The organism is Bacillus bruguierae, assembly GCF_037104725.1.
In the GTDB taxonomy this organism is placed as follows: Bacteria; Bacillota; Bacilli; order Bacillales; family Bacillaceae_G; genus Bacillus_A; species Bacillus_A bruguierae.
Genome location: NZ_JBAWSX010000012.1, coordinates 85,449 through 103,869, shown reverse-complemented (window position 1 = coordinate 103,869; position 18,421 = coordinate 85,449). Strand labels below are relative to the sequence as shown.

The following is an 18,421-nucleotide window of genomic DNA, read 5'->3' as shown; positions in this document are numbered from 1 at the left end:
GAGCAGACAATGAACCTTCTCCAGCTTTCTAACGTATCTCATTGCTTCTTCTCAAAAGAAAATGCCAGCCTCGTTTTATCGAATATTTCCTTAACAATCGAGGAAGGAGAATTTATCTCCTTCCTCGGTCCAAGCGGCTGCGGCAAAACTACATTACTTTCTATCATTTCAGGCTTACTGAAGCCAATGAAAGGGAGTGTCTTTCTAGATGGTGAATGCATCACAAAACCAACGTCCTCCATCGGTTATATGCTCCAGCAAGATTACTTGTTTCCGTGGAAAACAATTGAAGATAATGTCTTCGTCGGCTTACAGATTACGAAAACATTATCTTCAAAGACGAAGCAACATGCCTTGCAACTATTAGAACAAGTTGGCCTGCAAGGTGTTGAGAAGCAATATCCACGTGAGTTATCAGGCGGAATGCGCCAGCGCGCTGCTCTCGTCCGGACGCTTGTAACAAACCCGAAAATATTATTACTAGACGAACCGTTCTCTGCACTTGATTATCAAACAAAATTAAAATTAGAAGAACTCGTTTTTTCTATTTTAAAAGAATATAAGAAAACATCGCTCCTCGTTACACATGACATTGAAGAGGCAATTGCGATGAGCGATCGCATTTACTTGTTACAAGCAAAGCCAGGTCGCATTGCCAAAGTGTTTTCGGTTCCAGAAACCATTCGCTCCCTCTCGCCGTTTGAAGCACGTCAGCACCGTGATTTCCCTTCATTCTTCCAGATAATATGGAAGGAGTTGGAACGACTTGGATAAGATAAAAGAATTTCATCAAGACTTTCAAAAACGTGAAACGAAGCGGACATTTGCCGTTCGAACATTGCAGCTGCTCATGCTCATTCTCTTTTTCGCATTATGGGAAATCGCTAGCCGAAACGAGTGGATTGATCCATTACTATTTAGCTCACCTTCTAGCATCTTTCATTTACTCATCACAAAATGGCAAGATCATTCCCTTTGGCCGCACATATATACAACGCTCCTTGAAACGTGTCTCGGTTTTATCCTTGGAACACTTCTCGGTACGTGCATCGCAACCTTTTTATGGTGGAGCCCATTCATTGCTCGTGTACTCGATCCGTACCTTGTCGTCTTAAACGCAATGCCAAAAGTAGCGCTCGGACCCATTATTATCGTCATCTTCGGGCCAAATATTTCATCTGCCGTAGCGATGGGTGTTATCATTTCCATCATCGTTACAATCCTTGTCATTTATAGCGCTTTTCAAGAAGTAGACGCCAATTATTTGAAAGTCATGCAAACCTTTGGCGCAAACAAATGGCAATGCTATAAACAAGTGATTTTACCAGCATCGTTCCCAGCAATTATTTCCACATTAAAAGTAAATGTCGGTCTCTCTTGGGTCGGGGTTATTTTCGGTGAACTGCTCATTTCAAAAGAAGGGCTCGGCTATTTAATTAGCTACGGTTTTCAAGTCTTTAACTTTACACTCGTCTTGCTGAGTGTCCTTCTTACATGTATTCTCGCCACGCTTATGTATGTGCTTGTCGCAGCATTTGAAAAGTTCATTACGCACACGAAAAAAGCAACCTAAGTTAACTAGGTTGCTTTTCTTATTAGCCATGAATAACTTGTGTTCCTGCAATGAAATCGTGAATAGAACGTTTATCTTCTCGCAGTGCCACCATAAATGCACTTACGATAATAGCAATTCCAAGCGTAATTCCATATACCATTCCAGCTAATAGGTAACGTTTTAACGTAGTCCAAATCGTAATTTCCTGTCCATCAATACGTACAATTCGAACTCCTACAGCTTTCTTACCCACCGTATACCCTATCCATACGACAGGAACAATTAGGGTATATAACACTTCTAAAATATTCAATGTCCCCTCTACTATATCTTCGGACATGTTTAGAAGCCTGAAAATCAAATAAAACGGAAGAAATATAAGTGCATCCAAAATGTTAGCCCCAAGCCTTCTCCAAAACCCCGCTGATTGTTGATCCATATTATACTCTCCTTTTCTCTTGTACATTCTAGTTTAGCAATATATTATAAATTGTCTTAAACCCAATAAGATCGACTTAAAAATGTGTTCTTAAAAATCACTTAATAAACAACAACACTTATACAAAACATTTTTTCGCAAAGTCTTAAAACTACAAACCTTTACTATATTACAGTATAACAGATTTAGGGATAATTTTACGTTTTTTTCCTTATTATTAATTAATTAGGATAATTTGCTTTTTCCACATCAAATCAACAGAGATACTCACTCATTACCATTTCATTAACATTCCCACAAGTGGTATTTTAAATGCACCTAAGCATGCAGGAATGATAAGTGCAAAAACAAGAAAAATCCCTTGAACTATTTGCTTTTTCCATTGCGATTCTGGGGCAAACTTTTGATAAAAATAACAGAAAAGAATAGATATAAATAAACATAAGAAACCAATCAAAGGAGGATATAGCTGTAACATTACTATAGGTGGAAACTCAGCGTTTGGAGCGTCTAAAAACATAGAAACACCAAATATAGTTAACAAAAATATTCCCAAATTAGTCCAATGAAAAGATATGATTAATATAAATACTATTAAAATAAATTTATTTTTTAATAGATTCGTTACACTATTATTCATAACTGATGCATTCTCACCCTCTTTATATCATGACTTTATCTCATTTTTTCATTCTACGCTTCTTCCACTTCCTCAGAAATTTCCTGTAACCCTGCTAACACTTCCGCTCTCATCTTCACAAGCTCTGGGAATTGATAAAAGAAAGCAATTTTTTGATACTTTACTTCTTTTGATTCTTTCACCTTGTGAGAATCTTGTAAAATGAATGCTGTAAATGTATCGGCAATATCTTCTGCGACGTTCGTTGTTGCATATTCAGAAACAAATTTGTCTTCATGCTCTTCAAAAAACTGCATTTGCGCTTCTATATCTGTTTCTACTTTCTTCTCTTTCCATTCACTTTCAAGCGGTTTCCAAAACTGCTCATAAAATTGATTCACATACGACTCTTTCTTTGTGCAGCCTTCTGTTAAAAACAGCGTCGTACATTTCGATTCATATGCGGAGATATCTTTTTCTTCTGTAACGGCTTTTACATACTTTTTATCTACAGGGATTTGCGTTTTGTTTAACGTTACAACGTGAGCAGTTTCATGAATTAACGTTTTCACCACTTCGTTTATATTAATGCTGGAATCTAGTGCATCTAAGCTTAATATCCAGTCCTCAGGATTATCTTCATTTTGCATCACATGAGCAACGACATTATCATATCCATCCGATACAATATCAAATTCCTTTATATTCTCTCTATATTTTGCTGGAATTAAAACACTGTACATATCCCATAATATTTGGTGATAATCCGTGTCTTCATGAAATGCGCTAATTTCTTCCCTCGCCTCTTTATCATCAGCAAAAACTTTCTGTAATCTTTTTTTATCTAGCTTTTCAAAATACGGATCTACTAATTCATTGTTATCAATATAATAAGATGCTAAAAAGAAGTAACGTTCGTCATCTTTTCTTTGTTCTTCGTACGCTGTTATTTCGTCTTTATTTTCTACTTCTGTATATGTTTCTAGTTCAGAGATTCCCTGCATGTTTTTATTAATCTTACTAAGGAATGCATCCCCGGTTTTTAAACACTCTTCCTTTGTTTTACATACTTCTTTTACAACATTATTTGCTTTACTACAGCTACTAATTATGCAAATAAATAGGAGCAAAAATAAAAAATGAATATAGTGTTTCCTCATAACGTCCTCCTTGCACTCTATTATGTCATTGAAATCATAATCAATTTTGGCAAAAGATACAATAATACGAATCAACTATATACATACAAGTTGATAAAAACCTTTTCTTTTTAGGGTGGGCGAGAGGATCTGGCCATACATAGAAGTGGTCAGATTTTTTTCTGCCACATGTGAGGTTTAAAACAAAAGGAGAAATGCTACATAGCAGCGGCTTATATGTCGAAAAAATGAAATGGATTTATAGACGACGTCGTTCGCTGCAACTGTTTATCCCGTACTAACAGACCTACTTCTGTAAAATAAAAAAGAAATCGGTTGCTCTACTTTGTAAAACAGCCGATTTCTTCTATATGCTGCATTGTGCGCGCTAGTACGTCATCACGCATAATGAAACTGAAGCGTCTATTTTCTTTAATGTCCTCTGGAATATGTGTTAATAATACAGATCCCTTCGTTTCTTCATAGTGCGTATGTTGTTCTACGGCACTAATTGTTGCGAAATAAATGTTTTTAATGATTATTTTGTCTTTTCCGGATACTTTATATTGTCCGATATACGTTAAACTCGACACAATACCGCCCGTTTCTTCGTGAACTTCACGAGCTGCTGCTTCTTCCGGTGTTTCTCCCTCTTCTACCTTTCCACCTGGAAATTCAAGACCACGGCGCAAATGATGGGTTAATAACCATTGATCCCCGTACCGGCACACAACCCACACATGCTTTGGCTCAGGAGAAAATGGGTAACGTTCAAACGATAATTGTACAGTGTTATGATAGTAATCTTTAAATGTGTACATGCCCTACTCCCCTATTGATGGTTACAAATTTCTTACCATAAATTGTAGCACATTCTGACTAGTATGACTAATCTTATCCTATCATAACCCATCGATAATACCCATCTGTGCAATTAACTCTTTCGCCTCATTGTCCCCAAGCTCGTAAATCATTCGATACGCTTTTTGCAGCTGTGCATCATACCGATCATTATTGGAATCATGATGATATTCTACAAACGGCACATGCGAACGTACAAACGTCCCAAGATCTTCACGATACGCATTATCAAAGTACTCTCGCAGCCTCAAAATTTCCTCATCCGTCGCTTCAATCGTAAAACTATATGTATTGGCCGTTTTCACTTGTGAAATTTCGCCATTTGCAACTGAAATATAGTATGTCTTTTTATCCATAGAACGCCCCTTCTTTCACCTACTTTACTTTCTATTGTTTTCATTTTTTACAAAAATATGTAAAGAGAGGTATCTGCGATGATAAAATAAAGAAAAAGGAGGTCTTTCTATGGTGAAGATATTAATTATATCAATCATTGTAGTCATTGTTGTGCTATTGCTCTCAGTACTAACAATTAATAAAGGATATTCCTATAAACATTCAGTAGATTCTGTCGAGGATAATCCGTATCAAGAAGAAAATGTAAAGGAGAAATAACATGCTCAAAATATTACGGATTACTTTTCCCATCATCACGCTACTTTTAGGAGCATTCGGATTTTTTACAGATAACATTCCATTCATTTTACCTTATATGCTCATCTCTTTAGGACTCATGTGTTTCATTTCTAGTATTGCGGAATTTCAAAAACAACAAACAGCTGCTGGGATTTTCCTGTTTCTTACTGGCGCATTTACGTTATATGTACCGCTCTCACAGTTCTTTCGCTAAACAAAACACTATATGAGTGCAACGACCACAAAAAGTGATAAGGGGGACTACGATGCTAAGGGTACTTCGCATTCTATTCAGTACAATTGTTTTAATTTTAGTTATTTATTCCTTTTCTCATGAAGGAGATCAGTTGCTTTTTTATATACAAATATTCCTAAGTCTTACCTTCTTAACATGGGGGATTTCTGAGATAAAAGAGCAGCGCAAATTAATGGGGATTTTGCTCATTTGTGGTGCTATCTTTATATCCTTTGTCGCCCTCATAAAAATGTTCCGGTAATATTCTCACTACTTTATACCGGCGATTCGACAAAATTAAACATACGTTTACTAATAAAAAAGCTGCCTTTCCCAGGCAGCTTTCCCACATATTATCCAAATACTTTCTCAAGTTCGTCTTTATCTTGGCTTAACCAGAAATTCATTAAGCGTTTTGCACCTTCTAAGTCATGAAGTTTCGCTTGACCGCACTGCGTTTCGTTTGCCGCAGGAATTTCGGTAATTTTCACTGCGTCTTGCAGTGTTAACTCTAATAAATCGATGACTTCGCGTACTGTTGGCGTACCGCTTACGACAAGATAATATCCTGTTTGGCAGCCCATTGGCGAAATGTCAATAATATCAAAGTGTGGATAACGATCGATATATTTACGTAAGTTAAATGCTAATAAGTGCTCTAGCGTATGAATGACATCTGGCTTCATCGCTTGTTTATTTGGTTGGCAAAAACGAATATCAAATTTATTTACGATACCGTCGCTGCCTACTTGATGAACGCCGCAATGTCTTACATAAGGCGCTTTTACAATTGTATGATCTAATTCAAAGCTTTCTACTGATGGCATATTCATCTCTCCCGCTTTCATTTTTAATCCCTATATATCCAATATGATATAACGGAATTACAAATTAGTAAAGTATTATGTACAGACCGTGCTATAATACTTACAGCATATGCCGGAAAGGAGCTTATTATGAAACGCATTTTCATCGGTATCATCCGCTTTTACCAAAAGTTTATTTCTCCAATGACACCGCCGACGTGCCGCTTCCATCCAACATGTTCTCACTATGGGCTTGAAGCTATTCAAACTCATGGTGCATTAAAGGGAAGTTGGCTGACAGTGAAACGCATTTTGAAATGCCACCCATTTCATCCAGGGGGATTCGATCCTGTCCCAGAGAAGAAACAAAAAAAGAATTAACCTTCGTAACCATTCACAACAATATCTAACTTTCCTGTGTCCGGATGAATAACAAGTCCATGTACAGGAACTTCTGTTGGCATAAGCGGATGATTATGAAGTATAGAAACACTATGCTCTACGCTTTCTTCTACACTTGAGAATCCACGTAAAAACTTCTCTAAATCGATTCCAGAATAACGAAGTGTGTCTAGTTTCTCTTCTGAAACACCGCGCTCTTTCATCTTTTCAATTGTGCTGCTCGCTTGAATTTTTGCCATACCGCAATCGTGGTGACCAATTACACACACTTCATCTGCACCAAGTTCATAAATCGCAACTAAAATACTGCGCATAATACTTCCAAATGGATGTGAAATAACAGCGCCAGCTACTTTAATAATTTTCACATCACCATTACGCATGTTCATCGCTTTTGGCAATAGTTCGACGAGACGCGTATCCATACATGAAATAATTACCATTTTTTTATTTGGAAATTTACCCGTTTCGTATTCTTCATATTTTTTACTTTCAACAAATTCCTTATTATATTGCAAAATCTCTTCTAGAGCTTTCATAGTCAATCCCCCTTTTTCTTTATGTACCTACAATGCAAGTTTACCAAAGAACAAAAAAAACAAGAAATGTATTGCTTTATCTTAAGAATACAATTTTTCAGACAACAGTCATAATTCTTCCATAATTTCCACACAGTTCTGTAACAACTACATCGTACTTCGCTCACCTTTTCACTATAAACTAAATGTAGATAATGAAAAGAGGGAGTGAGCTTTATTATGTCCGACGTTCTGTTACTGAGTCGTTTTCAATTTGCAATTACAATCTTTTATCATTTCTTATTTGTACCGTTAACACTCGGACTTGTTATTTTAGTAGCGTTTATGGAAACGCAATATGCACGCACATTAAATCCAACATATCGAAAAATGGCAAATTTCTGGGGTAAGTTATTTACTATTAACTTCGTAATGGGGATCATTACCGGGATTACGATGGAATTCCAGTTTGGGACAAACTGGTCTGAGTACTCGAAATATATGGGAGATATTTTCGGATCTCCGTTAGCGATAGAAGCACTTGTTGCCTTCTTCTTAGAATCTACTTTCATGGGAATTTGGTTGTTCGGTAAAGATAAAATTTCACCAAAGTTCCGTGCTTTCTCTATGTGGATGGTCGCAATTGGAACAAATATTTCCGCACTTTGGATCATCACAGCGAACGGATTCATGCAAAACCCAGTTGGCTACGTAGTCCGCAATGGCCGCGCTGAATTAAATGACTTTTGGGCACTGGTTACAAATCCATATGCATGGCATATATTCTTCCATACTGTTGTTGGTTGTTATATCGTTGGTGCATTCTTCGTTATGGCAATTAGTGCATATCACTTACTACGTAAAAATGACGTTGAATTCTTTAAAAAATCATTTAAGTTCGGTTTAATATTTGGTTTATTTGCAGCAACTGCAACACCATTCATCGGTCACGAATCCGGTGCTTTCGCAGCGAAAATGCAACCTGCAAAAGGTGCAGCAATGGAAGCTGTTTGGGACACTGGGGAAGGAAAAGGTTTCTCAATTATTCAAATTCCTGATGTGAAAAATGAGAAAAACTTCGAAGCATTAACAATTCCAAAACTCGGCAGCTTCTTCTATACAAACTCATTTGATGGAAAAATTGTCGGTTTAAAAGATATTCCGAAGGACGAGCGTCCAAACGTAAATCTTGTTTATTATAGCTTCCGTTTAATGGTTGCACTTGGCACATTCTTTATGGCACTTACATGGTTTGGCTTCTATTTAAGCCGCAAAGGAAAACTAGAAAACTCAAAACGTTTCTTAAAACTTACAATGTGGTCTGTATTACTTCCATATGTAGCAATTAACGCTGGTTGGATTGTTGCAGAAGCGGGACGTCAACCTTGGACAGTATACAAACTAATGCGAACAGCAGAATCAGTTTCACCAATTTCTGTACCGCAAATTTGGTTCTCTTTAATTAGCTTAGTATTATTCTACACTTTACTATTAATTGCTGATGTATACCTTATGTTAAAATTTGCGAAAAAAGGACCTGAAGCATTAGAAGAGACTACAGAGGGAGGTGTCGCTCATGTCTCATGATACACTTGCAATTATTTGGTTCGGCTTATGGGGTGTGATTTGGACAGTTTACTTTATTCTGGATGGCTATGCACTTGGTAACGGAATGATTTTCCCATTCGTTACGAAAGATCGCCAAGAACGCAATCAGCTGCAAGAAGCAATTGGACCGTTCTGGGGTGGAAACGAAGTATGGTTAATTACAGCTGGGGGAGCAACATTCGCTGCTTTCCCAATCACATATGCAAACATGTTCAGTTACTTATACACACCGTTATTCTTAGTATTACTCGCTCTGTTTGCCCGTGCAGCAGGACTAGAATTCATGCATAAAGATGATTCACCAGTTTGGCAAACTGTTTGTAAATGGACATATACCGTTGGCAGTTTCTTAATTGCTTTCTTATTCGGCGTTACATTCGCTAACCTTTACTACGGACTACAAATCGGTAAACATGGCTATGAAGGAAATTTACTTAGCTTATTACACCCTTACGGCATTTTAGGCGGCCTGTTCTTCACGGCAATCTTCGTCGTATCCGGTGCTCTTTGGATTATGATTAAAACGACTGGTGAAGTATCAGATCGTGCTTATAAAATTGCGAAACCATTTTCAATGGCAGCAGCAATCATTCTAGCTATCTTCTACGTTGCAACAGCAAATCGTACAAACTTATTCCAAAACTTTACGGAATATCCTGTACTATTCTTAATTCCAGCACTTGCGATGTTACTAAGTGTTATCGCAATGACAATGGTGTTCAAACGTAAAATTGGCTTAGCCTTCACATTTGTTTGCTTAACAATCGCTACGTTTATGGCAACTGGTTTTGCTGGTATGTACCCAAGAATGCTGCCATCTCGTATTAATGATGCATACAGCACAACATTATTCCAAGCAGCTGGTAGTGAATTAAACTTAAAAATTATGTTCTTTGTCGCAATGGTAATGGTACCAATCGTTATTGGCTATCAATTATGGAGCTACACAATCTTTAAAGAGAAAATTCATAAAGACTCTGCAAAAGGGTATCACTAAAAATTATGAACCATCCTCTATCCGGGGATGGTTTTTCTGATTGGCCAAACGCGATGATTCGAGAATATATTGCGATTGTTGTCATGGGTCGTAAACGTCATATTAAGGTTGTAGGAGTTATCTTAGGATTCTCTGTACTCCTTTCAGCGATTAGTTTTCTATTCTCCTAACACATAAGAAAAGCGCAAGAAGCAATGGTATGCTTCTTGCGCTTTTTTCTTTACCTTCTTTTCGTAACTTTCCCCGAACCGCCAACTTTTGTTTTCGGAGGTGATGTATTTTTCGGTGGGCTTTTTATCGATGATTTCGGCTGCACATCGGATTCACTAGAACCACCTGGTGATTTTATAATTTTCCCTTTATTCTCCGTAGAAGGCGGAACAGTCTGAGTGCCTTTTTCCGTAATACTTCCCGTATCACCTACAGATGGTTTTTGTTCTACTTTATCACTTCTTTTAATAATAGAGCCTTTACCTTGCTTTGTAATTGGCGGCGGTGTTTTCTTCTCTTCTTTTGTCGGTGGTCGTTGCGTAATAACCGGTTTATGATTTTGTCTATCTGTATACCCGCGGTAATCTCCGTGATACGATTTCCGCGAATCAAATATATCGTCTAGTATACTCGCTAACAGATACCCTTGTAAGAAAGATGGTTGATAATTTTGACGAACAAATTCTTTATTACTGATTTCAATTAATGTATCCGACGGTTTCTCTTTATCCTTTTGAAGATTATAAATTTTGTCAGAATACACAAGGAACATTTGATTTTCGTCTTCTTTAGACGCTTGTTTTGGTTCCTGTTCATTCATTAATTCTTTTGCAACTTGAGGAACTGTCTGATTAGCAGCTCGATACACATAAGATTCTTGCTTACCGTCTTTCGCAACTGATTCTAACGGGTAACGGTCTTGAATCGACTTTCCATTTTGGCATCCCGATAAGGCAAAACCTGCAATTACAAGTAACATAACAATGGCAAGTATAGGGATTGCAAACGATTTAATCATGGAAAACAATCGGTTTGACATGATTACGTCCCCCCTTACGTTGCTCTTATAATTTGTACATCAGCTGAAAGAATCGATTCTCCCTCATACATCATTGTACGTCCATCTTGCCACTCAATACGAAGCAGCTTTCGATTATCAGATTGGAACTCCCATACGTATTGTTCATCAGATGCTGCAAATGGTGTTTTCCCCATGACAACAACACGCCCATTATATTGCTCTTCCATATGATATCCTATATCGTCCATTTCAATTGTCGTTGGAACCTCATTGATAGAATCTAACCGTCCATCAATAGGTGCATACAGCTTATAATAAGTGTTTTCGCGATTTTCAATTTTTAAATACCGAATGGTTCTCCCATCTCGCAATGTTAAAACAATTTCATTTCGAGAGTGCATGCTTGTTTTTCCAATCACTTCATACATTACTAATGAAACTTCAATCATGTCACCAGGTGCTAACGTGAGTACCGTTTTCTCAGGTTTAGCAGGTTCCGGACTTTTTATTATATTTTTAATACGTTTAAATAAGCTCATTGACCTACCCATCCTTTTCTCGTTATAGACATGCTGCTAAAATAAGGGCACCGACAATATGTAACGAACCAGCTAAGAGAGCATGCGCCACATATCCTTGCTTCGTCCCCTCATCTAAATCTAAATGAACTGTTTTTCGCAAAATAAGTTCAACAAACATTTCTACAAATAATAAAATTACAAAAGATACTGCTGATGCAAGTAAAGCTTGCCATAAATCGTTTGATTTCGTAATCGATTGCGATAAAATATACCCTTGTGCAAACAACTTCATAGCAAAGCGTGTCGTAACCGCCATATTCCCTTTTTTAATTTCTTCTAAATCTTTATATTTAGTAAAAAATGAATCAATCCACATCAATAGAAATAAAAGAATAGCGCTTGCGCCTGTCCATACAAGCATGGCTAAAATATTCATCCCTGTCATTAAAAAACCACCTCTGAAAAAATAATAGAAAACCGACATGATTTCCTTCTATGACATGTCGGTTCTCTTGCCTATTTTCTATAAATCCATTGTAAATTCCTCACACATACATCGCTGCTATGCAGCATACAGCATGACCTGCTCTTGCCTTTTCCTTTTGTTTTAAACTTTACACGTGGCAGGAAAAGGCCCTGACCGCTTCTACGCACGGGCAGTTGCTCTCGTCCGCCTTAAAAGGAAAGCTTTTTTTATGTCAGTTTTTCAACTTGTATTTATATAGATTATTTTTCATACTGCTTCATAATACGAGCTAATTCATCATCTACAGCTGAGTTTTTGTTTAAACTCGCAAATTCTTCATCTAATGACTTTTCTTTTTTATAAATTTCTCCGCTCGCTTCTGCTTCAGCTTCTAATTGAAGAGCTTTTTCTTCCATACGGCTTAAACCTGCTTTTGCTGTATTCGCATCAAAACCAGACATTGCCTGATTAATATTCTTTTGTGCTTTTGCTGCGTTCACACGCGCTACAAGCGTTTCACGTTTATTTCTTAACTCTGTTAATTGCTTACGCATTTCCTCTAATTTCGCACGAAGATTATCAGCAGCCGCTTTATTTTGCTCATAGCTTGCTTTATATTCATTCATTTTTTGTTCTGCATTTTGTTTTTCTTCTAAAGCACGACGTGCAAGATCAATGTTATTTGCTTGAACAGCCATATGCGCTTGTTCTTCACGTTTCTTTACAAGTGCTTCTTGCTCTTCAAACAATAATTTAAACTTTTTCTCAAGCGCAATTTGTGCTGCTACGCTTTTCTCCGCTTCTTGTACATCCTCTTGCATATCACGTAAATACTGATCTGTCATTTTAACTGGATCTTCTGCTTTTTCAATTAATGCATACACATTTGACATCGTTAAATCTCTTAAGCGCTTAAATACAGACATTCTAATTCCTCCTAATAAATTGCTTCATATTTCAAATTCAGTACTTGGAAAACCCAAAAATCTTCCTTTACAGTAAGAATATTCACACTTTAAACCTATGTGTACATTATATCAAAAATAAAATGCACTTACATCTTGTTTTTTAAATATACAAGCAATAATATGACATTCCCATTACAACATTTCTACATACTATACACTTACTTTTGATTTCCTCCAAATCCTCTCCCTTTTATCACATTTTAAACTCTTTTCACTAAATTACATCATTGTAATCTTAATGTAAGCTAAGTCGATAGTTTGAAGAACATTATTCTTATAAAATGAAATCAAAAGCTGAGGTTAAAACATAAACACTTGATAAATTACCAACTGTAACAGCGGATCAAGGTGTATTATTTGCAAAAGAAACAGTAGAAAATGCGACAATTGATGGAACGAAATTAAAATATGAAGGCAACACAATCATCGGTGACGCTCGTTCTTATGCAGATATGTTTGCAATCGTTGATGATGCTGCATATGGAAAAGTAAATGGTGAAGAGAAATCTGTAGGTGTACTGAAATTTGATAAGGACCCTAAAGATAAAATCCAAGATACTACTAAAGAAACAGAAGCTGTACAACTTGTTAAGATCAAAAAGTAATCCCCAAAAAAAGCTTTGCGAAATTCGCAAAGCTTTTTTTCTACTTATTCACGACTTGCTCCATATCAGGAATACAAGTTTTTGACTGGCACGATTTATTTAAGGAACATGCTGCACATTTCCCTTTTTTACTTCTCTTTACAAAGTTAATTAACGTATATCCTGCATATCCAAAAATGACAGCTCCAATTACGATATTGACTATCATTATGATACATCTCCTTTTAGAATCCGAGCATGGATCCAACTTGGTATATAACTAGTGTTAATACGTATGCAACAACAAGCGGATACACAACAGAGAAAATCGTCCACTTTACAGATCCTGTTTCGCGGCGAATAACCGCAACTGTTGCTAAACATGGTACGTATAATAAAATGAAGAACATAAACGCATATGCTGATAATGTTGTAAAATGCGTACCGATTACGTTTCCTAATACATCTTCTTTCACAGAATAAATAATTGCCATTGTAGAAACAACAACTTCTTTTGCTAAAAATCCTGTTAACAGAGATGCAGCTGCTTGCCATGTTCCAAAACCAAGCGGTGCAAGAATTGGAGCAAATAATCCGCCAATCATTGCTAAGAAACTATCACCCATATCTACACCGAACCCAGATGGCCCAGCATAGTTTAATAACCAAATCACAACAGAACCACCAAAGATAAATGTACCTGCCTTGCGTACAAATCCTTTTCCTTTTTCCCACGTACTGCGCCATAACGTTTTTGCTTGCGGCACACGGTAAGGTGGAAGTTCAATTACAAAAATAGACTTCTCTTCTTTTAAAACTGTAACAGACATAATTTTTGTAACAAGTAATGCAAGGATAATACCAATAAGATATAAAGAAAATACAACAATCGCTTGACTATGTGGGAAAAAGACCCCTGCAAATAATGCATATACAGGTAAACGGGCTGAACATGACATAAACGGTGTCACTAAAATCGTAAGCAGCCTCTCTTTTTCCTGTTCAATCGTTCTCGCTGCCATAACGCCTGGTACATTACAGCCAAAACCGATAATCATAGGAATAAACGCTTTTCCGTTTAGTCCAAAAAACTCCATAATACGATCCATTACAACGGCAATACGCGCCATATATCCGGAATCTTCTAGCAATGAAATGAAGAAGAACAATGCGAAAATTTGCGGAACGAATACTAATACCGCACCAACACCTGCAATGATTCCATCTGTAATGAGTGCTCGAATGAAATCAGACGCACCAATATTCGTAAGTCCTGCTGTTACCCAATCCGTAAATGGACCGCCGACAAATGCATCAAATTGATCAGATAAAGGTGTTCCAATCCACGAAAACGTAACCTGAAAAATTAAAAACATGATTCCTAAAAAGATCGGAAGTCCCAAAATTTTATGCGTAATTAATTTATCAATTCTTTCCGAAAAAGGAATGCTTCCTTCTTTTTCTTGACGAATCACACTTGTTTTCAGCTTTTCAATATACGCTGCACGTACTCCGTATATGTGCTGCTCTAGCGTAACATCTAATTCTGCTTCTAATGCAGAGCGAATTGCTACAAGTTCATTATATACATGCGACTTGGCGAGTTCTTTCTCTACCACTTCGTTATTTCCTAAAAATTGCAGCGCAAGCCACCTTGCATGCTCATCATTTTCCTGCTGCAATTTATCCATAACTCGCTGGATTCCTGTCTCTACCGCTTTACCGTATGAAAGAATAAACGGTTTCTGCTCCGCCTTATCGCTTTCATGAAGAGTAGCTAATAATTCCTCGCAACCTTTCCCACTTCTTGCTATAACAGGAATAACTGTTACACCTAATATTTCAGCTAACTTCTTGACATCAATCGTAATCCCGCGTTGTTTTGCCACATCAATCATATTTAAACCGATAGAAAGTGGTTTTCCAAACTCTAATAATTGCAATGTTAAATGCATATTACGTTCAAATTGAGAGGAGTCTACAATATTTAACATATGGTGAAATTCTTCTGTTAATAAAAATTGCGTAACAACCCCTTCATCACGGGATACAGGATTTAAATCGTATATACCTGGTAAGTCTATTAACATTCCTTGCTTACCTTTTAACTTACCAACCTTTTTTTCTACCGTTACTCCGCTCCAGTTTCCAACATATTCATAAGAACCGGTAAGCGCATTAAACAATGATGTTTTTCCCGTATTCGGATTTCCTAGTAAAGCAACCTTGTTCACGCTAATTCCACCTTTATCATTTTCGCATCACAATGACGAATAGAAATTAATTGCCCACGACATTCTAATGTACACGGACCATTAAACATTGCCTTTTGTTTTACACAAAGCTCACACCCTTCAGAAAATCCAAATGAAGCCAAGCGGCGTTTTAATAATGTATCAAGAGATTGTAAATCTTTTACACGTACTTTTTCATCTATACTCATATCAACTAAGTTCATAAATTATTCCCCCAAAAGATAACGATAATTATTATCAAAAAAATTATATCATGTTTTTTTTGGTAAAGACTATACAATTCTATGTGAATTTATTACTATTTTCGTACAATTCCAGCGTTTTTATGTTACGAAACAAAGTTATGTACAATTTGTTTGCCATTCTTTTCTAACTTCATTACAATGAAACTAACAATCTAAGAATCTCGTTGTCACAGGGGGAGCCGCGTTGCTGAGAGGGAACATTTTGTTCCGACCCTTTGAACCTGTTAGTTAATGCTAACGTAGGAATTGTGCAGACGTATATACATAAGTAGTGTTTTACAATTTGTATATCTTCATCCCCCTATGATCATGATTCTTCTTTTGTAACTTGGATGTAGGGGGATTTTCACATGCGTAACACAAATTTACAAGCAATGATAGAGGCAGCGATTCTCGCAGCATTTGCATTAGTCATCGACATTTTGCCGCTCTCTATTAAACTTCCAACAGGCGGTTCTATCTCATTTGCTATGATTCCAATTTTTATTATTGCTTACCGTTGGGGATTTAAAGCAAGTTTCTTAAGTGGTCTCGTTTGGGGATTATTACAAATTGTCGCAGCGGATGCATCTATTTTTACGCCGGTGCAAGCGTTTATTGAGTACTTCGTCGCCTTTGCTTTTATTGGTTTTGCCGGCTTATTTCATGCACCAATTCAACAAGCAATTGTCAATAAACAAAAAGCAAAAGCAATCATGTATGTCATTATCGCTGCGTTTATTGGCAGCCTAGCTCGTTATTTTTGGCACTTCATTGCCGGCTTTATTTTCTTTGGACAATATGCACCAAAAGGACAATCGGCTGTTTTATATTCCTTTATCTTTAACGGTATTACAATGATTGGTTCTTTCGCATTATGTGCGGCTTTACTTGTCGCTTTATTTACAACAGCACCGCGCTTATTTACGAAACGCGCTTAAGCCTAGAAAAAAGAGCAATACAAACTATCGATTTACCTTATAATGTTATTGTATTTTATAAAACCCTAATTAAATAAGAGGTATAAATTTGCATAATAAGCCCTGCTGATTTTAGCCTTTTTAAGTTAGATCGCTTAATAGGACAAAACAAGGTAAAGTAAATGGCACATTTACTTTACCTTGTTTAAATACCGATAGATAGTTGCTTCTGATGCTTTTAAATGCTTAGCTACTTCACTTACGCCGCCTTTAAGTAAAAATACCCCTTTATCATTAAGTTTTTTTATCACTTCCATTTTTTCATCAGGAGACATTCTCTCAGGCGGAACTTTGCATTCTAATAAAACTCCTGTAATAAGTGATGAAAGAAGACTATCCAGATTTTCTTCTAAGTTCTCAGAAAGGTCTAATTCAAGATTAGGATGAACCTTCTCTTCCTCTTCATTCATGCTAGTATTACTCATAATTATACCGTCTAACCAGTCTCTTGCTTTTATCATATTACTAATATCAATGTTTACACACAGCATTCCAATTATGCTGTCGTTTTCATCTTTAATAAAATAACTTGACGAACGAAACGTTTGATTATTTTTTGAGTTTCCTTTGTAATTGGAAATAAAATGTCTATCTATATATTTCTTTTCTTGTATAAACTTTAAAGCTAAATCTGTTAAATGGCCACCAACTTTTCTTCCACTAAGGTGTCCGTTCACAGCTTCTATTATAGATTCGTCTGGATTCGTAACATCATGCAAAACAACTTCACAATTTTCTCCAATTACTTCTGCAATGAAATGAACAAGAGGAATATACCGCTTTAACTTTTCTTTATTTCCCATTGATATCGCACCTCTTTTTAAGATAAGAAGAAAGTATAAAATTTCGTATCAACACTTTGCTTTCTTCCTTTTATAGTATACAACACAAAAAACATAACCTCCTATATCTATTAAAAAGACATAAAGAAAGCTGGCTTAAAAACTTTAACCATTACTATATTACTACACAATCCTTCCTTGAAGATAACAAGATGAATTATTCCCAATTTTTCTTTATTTTTCCTGTCTATAGTACAAATTTATCAATAAAAAATTATTATATCAATGATAATTTTTTATTATTTTTTAACTTTTTTTAAAATATGTATTGAAATAAGAAAAAGACCACGTTAAAATAAACTTGTGTTAAAAAATTATTATAATAAAAAAAAATTATTATCACAGGGGGTTTTTTAGATGAATGCGGTTATTTCTACTCAACATGCACCTGGTGCAATCGGTCCTTATTCACAAGCGATGAAAGCTGGTAATTTTATCTTTACTTCTGGACAACTGCCGATTGACCCTAAAACTGGAGAAATGCCTGAAACAATTAAAGAGCAAACAACACTATCATTAGAGAATGTAAAAGCCATCCTAGAAGAAGCAGGCAGCGATTTAAGTAAAGTTGTTAAAACAACCGTATTTTTAAAAGATATGAATCATTTTGCACAAATGAATGAAGTTTACACTACTTACTTTACAGAAAATTTCCCTGCTCGAAGTGCCATTCAAATCGCACGATTACCAAAAGATGCACTTGTTGAGATCGAAGTTATTGCAACTTTATAAAGTTTTCATACTGAAAAATTGA

Annotated in this window: 25 protein-coding genes, 2 pseudogenes and 1 riboswitch; of the genes and pseudogenes, 12 read left to right on the top strand and 15 right to left on the bottom strand. The window is 36.3% G+C overall.

What is annotated here, in order from left to right:
* The first annotated feature begins 9 nt into the window (after positions 1 to 9).
* Both WAZ07_RS18640 and WAZ07_RS18635 read left to right on the top strand, forming a co-directional pair.
* Positions 10 to 774 (top strand): ABC transporter ATP-binding protein, encoded by a 765-nt coding sequence (locus WAZ07_RS18640; RefSeq protein ID WP_336473633.1) that lies wholly within the window; start codon positions 10 to 12, stop codon positions 772 to 774.
* Positions 767 to 1,573, top strand: coding sequence for an ABC transporter permease (locus WAZ07_RS18635; RefSeq protein WP_336473632.1), 807 nt, complete (start codon positions 767 to 769; stop codon positions 1,571 to 1,573). The genes WAZ07_RS18640 and WAZ07_RS18635 overlap by 8 nt, the downstream gene beginning before the upstream one ends.
* Positions 1,574 to 1,595: 22 nt before the next feature.
* Here the strand turns inward: WAZ07_RS18635 and WAZ07_RS18630 are convergent, their stop codons facing one another.
* From WAZ07_RS18630 to WAZ07_RS18610, 5 genes are all read right to left on the bottom strand, one after another.
* Complete coding sequence (locus WAZ07_RS18630) at positions 1,596 to 1,994, bottom strand: RDD family protein (protein ID WP_336473631.1); 399 nt, start codon at positions 1,992 to 1,994, stop codon at positions 1,596 to 1,598.
* A gap of 274 nt (positions 1,995 to 2,268) precedes the next feature.
* Positions 2,269 to 2,634, bottom strand: a complete 366-nt coding sequence (locus WAZ07_RS18625) for a hypothetical protein (protein ID WP_336473630.1) — start codon at positions 2,632 to 2,634, stop codon at positions 2,269 to 2,271.
* 53 nt (positions 2,635 to 2,687) lie between these two features.
* On the bottom strand, positions 2,688 to 3,773 hold the full coding sequence (locus WAZ07_RS18620; RefSeq protein WP_336473629.1) for a recombinase family protein: 1,086 nt from the start codon (positions 3,771 to 3,773) through the stop codon (positions 2,688 to 2,690).
* A 320-nt stretch (positions 3,774 to 4,093) separates the two neighbouring features.
* Entirely contained in the window at positions 4,094 to 4,573 is a 480-nt protein-coding gene (ytkD, locus tag WAZ07_RS18615) for an RNA deprotection pyrophosphohydrolase (protein ID WP_090916587.1), read from the bottom strand.
* 81 nt (positions 4,574 to 4,654) lie between these two features.
* A complete protein-coding gene (locus WAZ07_RS18610) occupies positions 4,655 to 4,969 on the bottom strand; it encodes a hydrolase (protein WP_336473628.1) in 315 nt (104 codons plus the stop codon).
* 109 nt (positions 4,970 to 5,078) lie between these two features.
* On the opposite strand from WAZ07_RS18610, the gene ytzI reads away from it, so the two are divergent.
* Genes ytzI through WAZ07_RS26300 form a run of 3 tightly spaced genes read left to right on the top strand, consistent with a single transcriptional unit; the run spans position 5,079 to position 5,746 of the window.
* Positions 5,079 to 5,228 carry a YtzI protein gene (gene ytzI, locus WAZ07_RS18605; protein ID WP_090916591.1) on the top strand — a complete coding sequence of 50 codons (150 nt, stop codon included), beginning with the start codon at positions 5,079 to 5,081 and terminating at the stop codon, positions 5,226 to 5,228.
* A 1-nt stretch (position 5,229) separates the two neighbouring features.
* Entirely contained in the window at positions 5,230 to 5,463 is a 234-nt protein-coding gene (locus WAZ07_RS18600) for a DUF3953 domain-containing protein (protein ID WP_336473627.1), read from the top strand.
* Between the two features lie 52 nt (positions 5,464 to 5,515).
* The gene (locus tag WAZ07_RS26300; protein WP_396549073.1) at positions 5,516 to 5,746 is read left to right on the top strand and encodes a YczI family protein; all 231 of its coding nucleotides are present in this window, start codon (positions 5,516 to 5,518) and stop codon (positions 5,744 to 5,746) included.
* Positions 5,747 to 5,837: 91 nt separating this feature from the next.
* On the opposite strand, the gene luxS is transcribed toward WAZ07_RS26300, so the two are convergent.
* Positions 5,838 to 6,311, bottom strand: a complete 474-nt coding sequence (luxS, locus tag WAZ07_RS18595) for an S-ribosylhomocysteine lyase LuxS (protein ID WP_090916597.1) — start codon at positions 6,309 to 6,311, stop codon at positions 5,838 to 5,840.
* 129 nt (positions 6,312 to 6,440) lie between these two features.
* On the opposite strand from luxS, the gene yidD reads away from it, so the two are divergent.
* The gene (gene yidD, locus WAZ07_RS18590) at positions 6,441 to 6,671 is read left to right on the top strand and encodes a membrane protein insertion efficiency factor YidD (RefSeq protein WP_020061405.1); all 231 of its coding nucleotides are present in this window, start codon (positions 6,441 to 6,443) and stop codon (positions 6,669 to 6,671) included.
* On the opposite strand, the gene WAZ07_RS18585 is transcribed toward yidD, so the two are convergent.
* Positions 6,668 to 7,231: a beta-class carbonic anhydrase gene (locus WAZ07_RS18585; protein ID WP_336473626.1), complete on the bottom strand. Its 564-nt coding sequence runs from the start codon at positions 7,229 to 7,231 to the stop codon at positions 6,668 to 6,670. The genes yidD and WAZ07_RS18585 overlap by 4 nt on opposite strands.
* 219 nt (positions 7,232 to 7,450) lie before the next feature.
* Here WAZ07_RS18585 and WAZ07_RS18580 point away from each other — a divergent pair, with 219 nt between their 5' ends.
* The 3 genes and pseudogenes from WAZ07_RS18580 to WAZ07_RS18570 form a co-directional block, all read left to right on the top strand.
* Positions 7,451 to 8,797: a cytochrome ubiquinol oxidase subunit I gene (locus WAZ07_RS18580; RefSeq protein ID WP_336473625.1), complete on the top strand. Its 1,347-nt coding sequence runs from the start codon at positions 7,451 to 7,453 to the stop codon at positions 8,795 to 8,797.
* Positions 8,787 to 9,815: a cytochrome d ubiquinol oxidase subunit II gene (gene cydB / locus WAZ07_RS18575; RefSeq protein WP_336473624.1), complete on the top strand. Its 1,029-nt coding sequence runs from the start codon at positions 8,787 to 8,789 to the stop codon at positions 9,813 to 9,815. Before WAZ07_RS18580 ends, cydB begins: the two co-directional genes overlap by 11 nt.
* 32 nt (positions 9,816 to 9,847) lie before the next feature.
* A pseudogene (locus WAZ07_RS18570) lies at positions 9,848 to 9,985 on the top strand (YdcF family protein); the annotation flags it as partial.
* A 50-nt stretch (positions 9,986 to 10,035) separates the two neighbouring features.
* Here the strand turns inward: WAZ07_RS18570 and WAZ07_RS18565 are convergent.
* The 4 genes from WAZ07_RS18565 to WAZ07_RS18550 form a co-directional block, all read right to left on the bottom strand.
* The gene (locus tag WAZ07_RS18565) at positions 10,036 to 10,845 is read right to left on the bottom strand and encodes a DUF4247 domain-containing protein (protein WP_090916607.1); all 810 of its coding nucleotides are present in this window, start codon (positions 10,843 to 10,845) and stop codon (positions 10,036 to 10,038) included.
* 14 nt (positions 10,846 to 10,859) lie between these two features.
* A complete protein-coding gene (locus WAZ07_RS18560) occupies positions 10,860 to 11,366 on the bottom strand; it encodes a DUF4178 domain-containing protein (RefSeq protein WP_336473623.1) in 507 nt (168 codons plus the stop codon).
* Between the two features lie 22 nt (positions 11,367 to 11,388).
* Complete coding sequence (locus WAZ07_RS18555; RefSeq protein ID WP_336473622.1) at positions 11,389 to 11,793, bottom strand: DUF350 domain-containing protein; 405 nt, start codon at positions 11,791 to 11,793, stop codon at positions 11,389 to 11,391.
* 281 nt (positions 11,794 to 12,074) lie between these two features.
* The gene (locus WAZ07_RS18550) at positions 12,075 to 12,740 is read right to left on the bottom strand and encodes a PspA/IM30 family protein (RefSeq protein ID WP_090916613.1); all 666 of its coding nucleotides are present in this window, start codon (positions 12,738 to 12,740) and stop codon (positions 12,075 to 12,077) included.
* Between the two features lie 356 nt (positions 12,741 to 13,096).
* Here WAZ07_RS18550 and WAZ07_RS18545 point away from each other — a divergent pair.
* Positions 13,097 to 13,387 (top strand): annotated as a pseudogene (locus WAZ07_RS18545) (lipoprotein BA_5634 family protein); the annotation flags it as partial.
* Between the two features lie 40 nt (positions 13,388 to 13,427).
* Here the strand turns inward: WAZ07_RS18545 and WAZ07_RS18540 are convergent.
* From WAZ07_RS18540 to WAZ07_RS18530, 3 genes are read right to left on the bottom strand one after another with little or no spacing between them, the layout of a single operon-like run.
* Positions 13,428 to 13,595 (bottom strand): FeoB-associated Cys-rich membrane protein, encoded by a 168-nt coding sequence (locus tag WAZ07_RS18540; RefSeq protein WP_139207685.1) that lies wholly within the window; start codon positions 13,593 to 13,595, stop codon positions 13,428 to 13,430.
* Between the two features lie 16 nt (positions 13,596 to 13,611).
* Entirely contained in the window at positions 13,612 to 15,600 is a 1,989-nt protein-coding gene (gene feoB, locus WAZ07_RS18535; protein WP_336473621.1) for a ferrous iron transport protein B, read from the bottom strand.
* Positions 15,597 to 15,824 (bottom strand): FeoA family protein, encoded by a 228-nt coding sequence (locus tag WAZ07_RS18530; RefSeq protein WP_336473620.1) that lies wholly within the window; start codon positions 15,822 to 15,824, stop codon positions 15,597 to 15,599. The genes feoB and WAZ07_RS18530 overlap by 4 nt, the downstream gene beginning before the upstream one ends.
* A gap of 204 nt (positions 15,825 to 16,028) precedes the next feature.
* A riboswitch (TPP riboswitch) is annotated at positions 16,029 to 16,130 on the top strand.
* A gap of 86 nt (positions 16,131 to 16,216) precedes the next feature.
* Between WAZ07_RS18530 and thiT the strand changes: the two genes are divergently transcribed.
* Entirely contained in the window at positions 16,217 to 16,786 is a 570-nt protein-coding gene (gene thiT, locus WAZ07_RS18525; protein ID WP_336473619.1) for an energy-coupled thiamine transporter ThiT, read from the top strand.
* A 170-nt stretch (positions 16,787 to 16,956) separates the two neighbouring features.
* Here the strand turns inward: thiT and WAZ07_RS18520 are convergent, their stop codons facing one another.
* The gene (locus WAZ07_RS18520; RefSeq protein WP_336473618.1) at positions 16,957 to 17,628 is read right to left on the bottom strand and encodes a helix-turn-helix transcriptional regulator; all 672 of its coding nucleotides are present in this window, start codon (positions 17,626 to 17,628) and stop codon (positions 16,957 to 16,959) included.
* Positions 17,629 to 18,024: 396 nt separating this feature from the next.
* On the opposite strand from WAZ07_RS18520, the gene WAZ07_RS18515 reads away from it, so the two are divergent.
* Positions 18,025 to 18,399, top strand: a complete 375-nt coding sequence (locus WAZ07_RS18515) for a RidA family protein (RefSeq protein WP_336473617.1) — start codon at positions 18,025 to 18,027, stop codon at positions 18,397 to 18,399.
* Positions 18,400 to 18,421 lie beyond the last annotated feature (22 nt).